This is a genomic window from Parviterribacter kavangonensis (genome assembly GCF_056863335.1).
On the sequence record NZ_JBXPJA010000001.1, the window covers coordinates 3,135,367 to 3,141,839 of the forward strand.

Here is a 6,473-nt window from a genome sequence, read left to right on the forward strand (position 1 = left end):
TACCGTTCTGCGCGATGCCCGACTACGAGATCTCGACCGACCCGGCCCGCCTCGACATCGACCTCATCCACGGCTTCCTGCGCGAGGCGTACTGGTCACCCGGGATCCCGCGCGACGTGCTCGAGCGGGCGATCGCCAACTCGATCGTCTTCGGCCTCTACGCACCGGATGGAGCGCAGGCCGGCTTCGCGCGCGTGGTGACCGACCGCGCGACGTTCGCGTACCTCGCCGACGTCTTCGTGCTGCCGGAGCACCGGGGCCGGCAGCTCGGCGTGAGGCTCGTCGAGGCCGTCATGGCCCACCCCGACCTCCAGGGGCTGCGGCGGTTCCTGCTGGCGACCGCGGACGCGCACGGGCTGTACGAGCGCTTCGGCTTCGGCGCCCCGGCGATGCCCGACCGGATCATGACGGTCGACCGGGCACCGTCGGAGCTGTGGCCCGAAGGCTAGGCCGGCTGGCGCACCCTCTCGCAGGAGACGTCGGTCACGTCGATGCGGTCGACGACCGCGACGTCGGTGCCGGCGCCGCAGGAGATCGTGTCGCGCACGCCGTCGCGGGCGCGGATGCGGTCGTTGCCGTTCTGGCCGTCGATGCGGTCGGCGCCGCGGCCGCCGAACAGCACGTCGTTGCCGCCGTTGCCGAGCAGCGTGTCGTCGCCGGGGCCGCCGTGCAGCGCGTCGCGCGAGTCGCCGCCGCGCAGCGTGTCGTTGCCGAGGCCGCCCCACAGGCGGTCGAACGACGTCGGGTCGCCGGCGTTCGCCACGTCGCCCTCGAGCTCGTCGTCGCCGCGGCCGCCGAAGATCCGGTCGTTGCCGGCGTGGCCGAGCAGCCGGTCGTTGCCGTCGAGGCCGAAGATGCGGTCGTTGCCCTGCGCGCCGTCGATCACGTCGGCGTAGCGGGTGCCGACGAGCCGCTCCGGCTCGGCACCACCGGTGATCGTCGCGGCGACCGCCCCGGCGGGAGCGAGCGCGAGGATCGCGAGCGCGGCGGCGGTGGGCTTGGTGAACGGCATGGACTTCCTCCTCGGACTGGGGACGGGATCGTCACCACAGGGGATCCCGCGTTCCGCGCACCCGATGCGCGACCCTCACGGACCTCTCATGCATCGTGAGAACTTCATGAGACGCCGGGAGGGCGCGGCATGATGTGGGCCACGATGCTCCGTCGCCTCGCCATCGCTCTCGCGTGCCTTGCCGCCGTCGGCGCGCCCGGCGCCGCCCTCGCGGCCACCCGCATCGGCGGCCCCGGCGACGACGTCCTCAACGGCACCCGCGGGCACGACCGCCTCGAGGGGCGCGGCGGGAACGACCGGCTGAGCGGACGCGGGGGCGGCGACACGCTGCTCGGCGGCGGCGGGGGCGACCTGCTCGCCGGCGACGCGGGAAGCGACACGCTGCGAGGCGGCCCCGGCAACGACACCGTCCTCGGCGGCGCCGGCAGCGACGCCGTCGTCGGCGGGGGCGGGCGCGACACGCTCGTCGGCGGAGCCGGCAACGACCGCATCACGAGCCGCGACCGAGCGGCCGACACGGTGAACTGCGGTCCCGGCTACGACCGGGTCGTCGCGGACACGAGCGACAACGTGTCGAGCGACTGCGAGTCCGTCCGCCGATGACGCCCGCGGGGGACGGCCGGCCGGTCGTCCTGCTCGTCGACGACGACCCCTCCGTCCGCCGCGGCGTCGCCGAGGGGCTCGAACTCGAGGGCTTCGCCGTCGTCCCCGCCTCCGGCGGCCGCGCGGCGCTGGCGGCGGCCGAGCAGATGTCGCCCGCCGTCGTGCTCCTCGATCTCACGATGCCGGACCTCGACGGCCTCGACGTGCTCGAGCAGCTGCGCGCCCGCGGCGACGACGTCCCCGTCTGCATCCTCTCCGGCCGCGACGACGTCAACGACCGAGTGCGCGGCCTGCAGGCGGGCGCCGACGACTACGTCGTCAAGCCGTTCGCGCTCGAGGAGGTCGCCGCGCGCCTGCACGCGCTGCTGCGCCGCCGTCCCGCGGCGGGCGGCGGCAAGCTCGTCGTCGGCGACGTCGAGGTGGACGAGGCCGGCGGCCGCGCGCGCCGGGGCGGCCGCGACCTCCAGCTGACGCGGCGCGAGCTGGAGCTGCTCGCCGCCTTCGCCCGCCGCCCCGGCGAGATCCTCACGCGCAAGCAGCTGCACGAGGAGGTGTGGGGCTACTCCTTCGATCCCGGCACGAACGTCGCGGACGTCTTCGTCGGCTACGTGCGCCGCAAGCTCGAGGCGGGCGGCGAGCCGCGCGTGCTGCACACCGTGCGCGGCGTCGGCTTCGTCCTGCAGGTCTGACGCGCGATGCGGAGCCTGCGCGCGCGGCTGACGCTGGGCCTCACGCTCGTGCTCGCGGTCGTGCTTGTCATCGCCGGCCTGCTCGCCGCGCGGGAGACCGACCGGTCCGAGCGCGAGGCCGTCGACGACCGCCTCCTGCGCACCGCCGAGCTCAGCCGCGCGACCGCCGTCGACGCCGTGCAGCAGGAGCTCCCCTCCGGCGACAGCCGCCTCGACGCGGTGCTGTCGGCCACGCGCACGTCGCTGCGGCTCGTGCTCGGCGACACGCCGCTCTTCGACACGGGCGACCCGTGGCCCGCACGCGGCCGCAAGCTGCCAAGGGGCCTGTCCAGCTTCGACGCCGGCGGCGTGCGCTACCGCGCGTACGTCACGACGCTGCGCGATCGCTCGCTCGGCGGGCTCGCGCGGCTGGAGCTGACCACTCGGCTGACGTCGCTCGAGCAGCGCCAGGACGAGCTGCGCAACCGGCTCGCGCTGCTCGGCGGCGCGGCGCTGCTCGTCGCCGCGGCCGGCGTCTTCCTGACCAGCGGACTGCTGCTGCGCCCGTTGCGACGGCTTCGCACCGCGACCGCGCAGATCGCCGGCGAGGAGGACCTCGGCCGCCGCGTGCCCGACGCCAGCGGGCCGTCGGAGACGCGCGCGCTCGCCGCGTCGTTCAACGCGATGCTCGCCCGGCTCAGCCGGTCGGCCGCCGACCGCGAGCGCGCGATCGAGGCGACGCGGCGCTTCGCTGCAGACGCCGGGCACGAGCTGCGCACGCCGCTCATGAGCATCCAGGCGCGGCTCTCGACGCTCGCCCGCCACCCGGACCAGCCCGCCGAGAAGCGCGCGGAGATGGCCGCCGAGGCGCTCGAGCAGCAGCGCCGCCTCGTCGCGCTGCTCGACGGCCTGCAGGCGCTCGCCCGCGGCGACGCCGAGCCGGAGATGGCGCTCGTCGACCTCGCCGACGTCGCGGACGTCGCCCTGGCCGCCGCCCGCGACCGGCATCCGTCCGTCGCGTTCGACGCCGCCATCCCCGACGAAGCGGTGATGGTCCAGGGGTGGGAGCCGGGGCTGCGGTCGGTCGTCGACAACCTGCTGGAGAACGCCGTCCGCCACGGGCGCGCGGACGGGCGCGTGCGGCTGGCCGTCACGAGCGAGCCCGGGCTCGTCGTGGAGGACGACGGCCCCGGCATCCCCGAGGACGAACGCCGCCGCGTGTTCACCCCGTTCGTGCGGCTGAACGAGGACCGCGCTGGCTCGGGGCTCGGGCTCGCGCTGGTCGCCCAGCAGGCCGCGCACCACGGCGCGCGCGTGGAGGTCGAGCGCTCACCCGACCTGGGCGGCGCCCGGATCGTGGTGCGCTTCCCGCCTCAGACCGCCTGACGGCGCTGCTGCTTGCCGGCGTAGAGGTCGGCGTCGGCGGCGTGGTGCAGCTCGGACTGGTCGACTCCGTCGCGCGGGTAGGTCGCCGACCCGACGGTCAGCGACGCCACCTCGCCGACGACCTCCAGCAGGCGCCGGATCGCCGGCTCGGGCCGGTCACCGGCGAAGAGCACGCCGAACTCGTCGCCGCCGAGCCGCCCGATCGTGTCGTTGCCGCGCAGCGTCGCCCCGAGCGCCGCGACGACGTCGCGCAGGACGCGGTCGCCGGCGGCATGGCCGAACGTGTCGTTGATCCGCTTGAACCGATCGAGGTCGAGGACGACGAGCGTGAGGGCGCTGTCCTCGCGCCGTGCCCGCGCGAGCTCCGCGGCGAAGCGCTCCTGGAACCCGCGCCGGTTCAGCGTGCCCGTCAGCGGGTCGGTCCGCGAGACGCGGACGAGCTCGGCGCGCTGAGCCTCGTGGTTGCGGGACAGCCAGCCGGACATCCACGTCGCGTTGACGAGCGCACCCGCGACGAGGAAGGCGTGCCAGCCGCCGATCGGATCGCCCGCGACCGCGAGCACGACGTAGGCGGCGACGTCAACGGCCCCGACGACGAGCAGCGAACGCAGCGGGTAGGAGAGCGCGCTGTACACGAGGGGAAGGAAGAGCAGGGTCGCGATCGGGCTCACGGCGCCGCCGTCGAACATGGCGGCGACCGCGATCAGGACGACGAGACCGATGCTCCAGCCGACGAAGAACGGCTCGCGCCAGCGGCTGCGCACGACGCGATCGATCGGGACGCGCGCGATGGCGATGGAGGCGATCAGCGCCACCGCGGTGAGCAAGAGGATGACGCTCGAGTGCGCGCGCTCGTCGCGGGTCCCGACGGTGTACAGCGCCAGGTAGCCGCACACGGCGATGCTCGGCCAGACGCCCGTGCGCAGTGTGCGCAGGCGCAACTCGACGTCGGCGACGTCGGCGGGTGTCGGGACAGCGGACATCGACCCGGTGATCGGACGTCATTCTTACCGGGCGCATCGGTCGATCGGCCGACGGTTGCGCGTCAACCCCGTTCCCGGGGGGAAGGGAACGGCGGGTGACCGGACCGCCCGAGCTCCCGCCCGCCGTCGCCGCCCTGCTCGACGTCGGCATCGCCCTTGCCCGTCGGGCGCCGTCGGCGCAGCTCGCCATCGCTCGGCTCGGGGACCTCCTCGACCCGGACGTGTTCGTCACCGACCGCGCGCGTGAGGCGTTCCTCGCGGAGGTCGCGGCGGCGCGCGAGGCGACGTGCACGCCCATCGAGCGGCGCGAGGTCGAGCGGCTGTTGCGCGACGCCTGGCGCTCGGCGCCGGCGAAGGTCCTCGACGAGCTCGACCCCGAGCCGCTCGCCGTGCGCCCCGCCGCGCAGGTGCACCGTGGAGAGCTGGACGGCCGCGCCGTGGCGATCAAGGTCCGCCGGCCGGGCGTGGAGCGCGCGGTCCGCACCGACCTCGCGCTGCTCGAGGCGCTGCCGACGCCGCTGCGCGCGGCGTTCCCGAAGCTCGACGCGGTGACGATCCTGCGCGACGCGCGCGAGACCGCGCTGGACGAGCTCGACTTCGAGCACGAGGCCTCGCAGCAGCGCCGGGTGGCGCGCGCGCTGCGCGGGATCGAGGGCATCGAGGTGCCACGCCCGCACCTCGATCACAGCACGACGGACGTGCTCGTCACCGACTTGGCGGACGGGCTGACGCTCGCTGACGGAGCGGTCCCGGCGGACCCGGACGCCGCCGCCCGGGCGCTCGTCGCCGCGTTCCGCGCCGCGGCGCTCGACGCCGGGCTGGCGCTCGTCGACCCGCGGCCGACGCACGTCGTGGTCCAGCCGGACGGGACGCTCGCGCTGCTCGGCACCGGCGTCGCGCGGCCGGTCGACCGGGACCGGGCGGCGCAGGCGCTCGACGCGCTCGCCGCGGTCGTCGACGACGACGCCGACGCGTTCGCGGCGGCCGCGGAGGAGACCGGCGTCGTCGACGCCAAGCGCGCCCGCGCGGCCCATGGGATCGCGCGGGACGTGGCCGGGCCTTTTGTCTCTGGCCCCGCGACGTTGGACACCGCCGCGCTACAAGGCCTCGGCGTGCGCGCGCTGAAGCACGCCGGCAACGGCACGAAGCTCGCGATGGCGGCGGCGCCGCAGCCCGACGACCTCGCGCTCGGCCGGATGCTCGGCCAGCTCGTCGCGGTGCTCTCGCGGATCGGTGCGACGCTCGACTGGCGAGACCTCGCGCGCTAGCGCGGCTGCCGCTCGGCTTTCCCCGGCGCGCCGGGTCGTTCTCCTCTCCTTCGTCCGCGTGGTCGCGGGGGCAGCGAGGGAGGGGTTCTGCGGTTCGTGGTCGTTCGGTCCGTCGTCCTTGCGCCAGTGGGGTCAGCAACGTGCCACACCGCTCAGCCACGTCCGCGCCTCGGTCTTTCGCGACGCGCTCCGTGCGCTCCTGTGCCCCGGCCGTCCCGGGCCCGGGCGCGAGTGGCTGGGCACCGGTTTCGCCGTGACGTTCGTGCACCGTCGTCGTCTCCGGCGGGTCGCGGTGCACGTTCGTTCCGCAGAGCGAAAGGTTCGTGCACCGCCATCCGTTTCGGCGGGCTCGGTGCACGTTTGTTCCGCATAGCGAAAGGTTCGTGCACCGCCATCGGTTTCCGCGGGCTCGGTGCACGTTTCGATCGCATAGCGAAAGGTTCGTGCACCGCCATCGGTTTCCGCGGGCTCGGTGCACGTTTCGATCGCATAGCGAAAGGTTCGTGCACCGCCATCGGTTTCCGCGGGCTCGGTGCACGTTTCGATCGCATAG

7 protein-coding genes are annotated in these 6,473 nt (G+C 74.9%); 5 read left to right on the top strand and 2 right to left on the bottom strand.

Features of this window, described 5'->3' with window-relative positions; all coding sequences use genetic code 11:
* The first annotated feature begins 14 nt into the window (after window positions 1-14).
* Window positions 15-449 (top strand): GNAT family N-acetyltransferase, encoded by a 435-nt coding sequence (locus tag AC1UE4_RS15700; RefSeq protein ID WP_482918177.1) that lies wholly within the window; start codon window positions 15-17, stop codon window positions 447-449.
* Here AC1UE4_RS15700 and AC1UE4_RS15705 read toward each other — a convergent pair.
* The gene (locus AC1UE4_RS15705; protein WP_482918178.1) at window positions 446-1,012 is read right to left on the bottom strand and encodes a calcium-binding protein; all 567 of its coding nucleotides are present in this window, start codon (window positions 1,010-1,012) and stop codon (window positions 446-448) included. The genes AC1UE4_RS15700 and AC1UE4_RS15705 overlap by 4 nt on opposite strands.
* A 144-nt stretch (window positions 1,013-1,156) precedes the next feature.
* Here AC1UE4_RS15705 and AC1UE4_RS15710 point away from each other — a divergent pair, with 144 nt between their 5' ends.
* Genes AC1UE4_RS15710 through AC1UE4_RS15720 form a run of 3 tightly spaced genes read left to right on the top strand, consistent with a single transcriptional unit; the run spans window position 1,157 to window position 3,669 of the window.
* Window positions 1,157-1,615: a calcium-binding protein gene (locus AC1UE4_RS15710; protein WP_482918179.1), complete on the top strand. Its 459-nt coding sequence runs from the start codon at window positions 1,157-1,159 to the stop codon at window positions 1,613-1,615.
* Window positions 1,612-2,304, top strand: coding sequence for a response regulator transcription factor (locus AC1UE4_RS15715; protein WP_482918180.1), 693 nt, complete (start codon window positions 1,612-1,614; stop codon window positions 2,302-2,304). Before AC1UE4_RS15710 ends, AC1UE4_RS15715 begins: the two co-directional genes overlap by 4 nt.
* Before the next feature lie 6 nt (window positions 2,305-2,310).
* Window positions 2,311-3,669, top strand: a complete 1,359-nt coding sequence (locus AC1UE4_RS15720; protein ID WP_482918181.1) for a sensor histidine kinase — start codon at window positions 2,311-2,313, stop codon at window positions 3,667-3,669.
* Here the strand turns inward: AC1UE4_RS15720 and AC1UE4_RS15725 are convergent.
* The gene (locus tag AC1UE4_RS15725) at window positions 3,657-4,652 is read right to left on the bottom strand and encodes a GGDEF domain-containing protein (RefSeq protein WP_482918182.1); all 996 of its coding nucleotides are present in this window, start codon (window positions 4,650-4,652) and stop codon (window positions 3,657-3,659) included. The genes AC1UE4_RS15720 and AC1UE4_RS15725 overlap by 13 nt on opposite strands.
* A gap of 95 nt (window positions 4,653-4,747) precedes the next feature.
* Here AC1UE4_RS15725 and AC1UE4_RS15730 point away from each other — a divergent pair, with 95 nt between their 5' ends.
* A complete protein-coding gene (locus tag AC1UE4_RS15730) occupies window positions 4,748-5,920 on the top strand; it encodes an AarF/UbiB family protein (protein WP_482918183.1) in 1,173 nt (390 codons plus the stop codon).
* Window positions 5,921-6,473 lie beyond the last annotated feature (553 nt).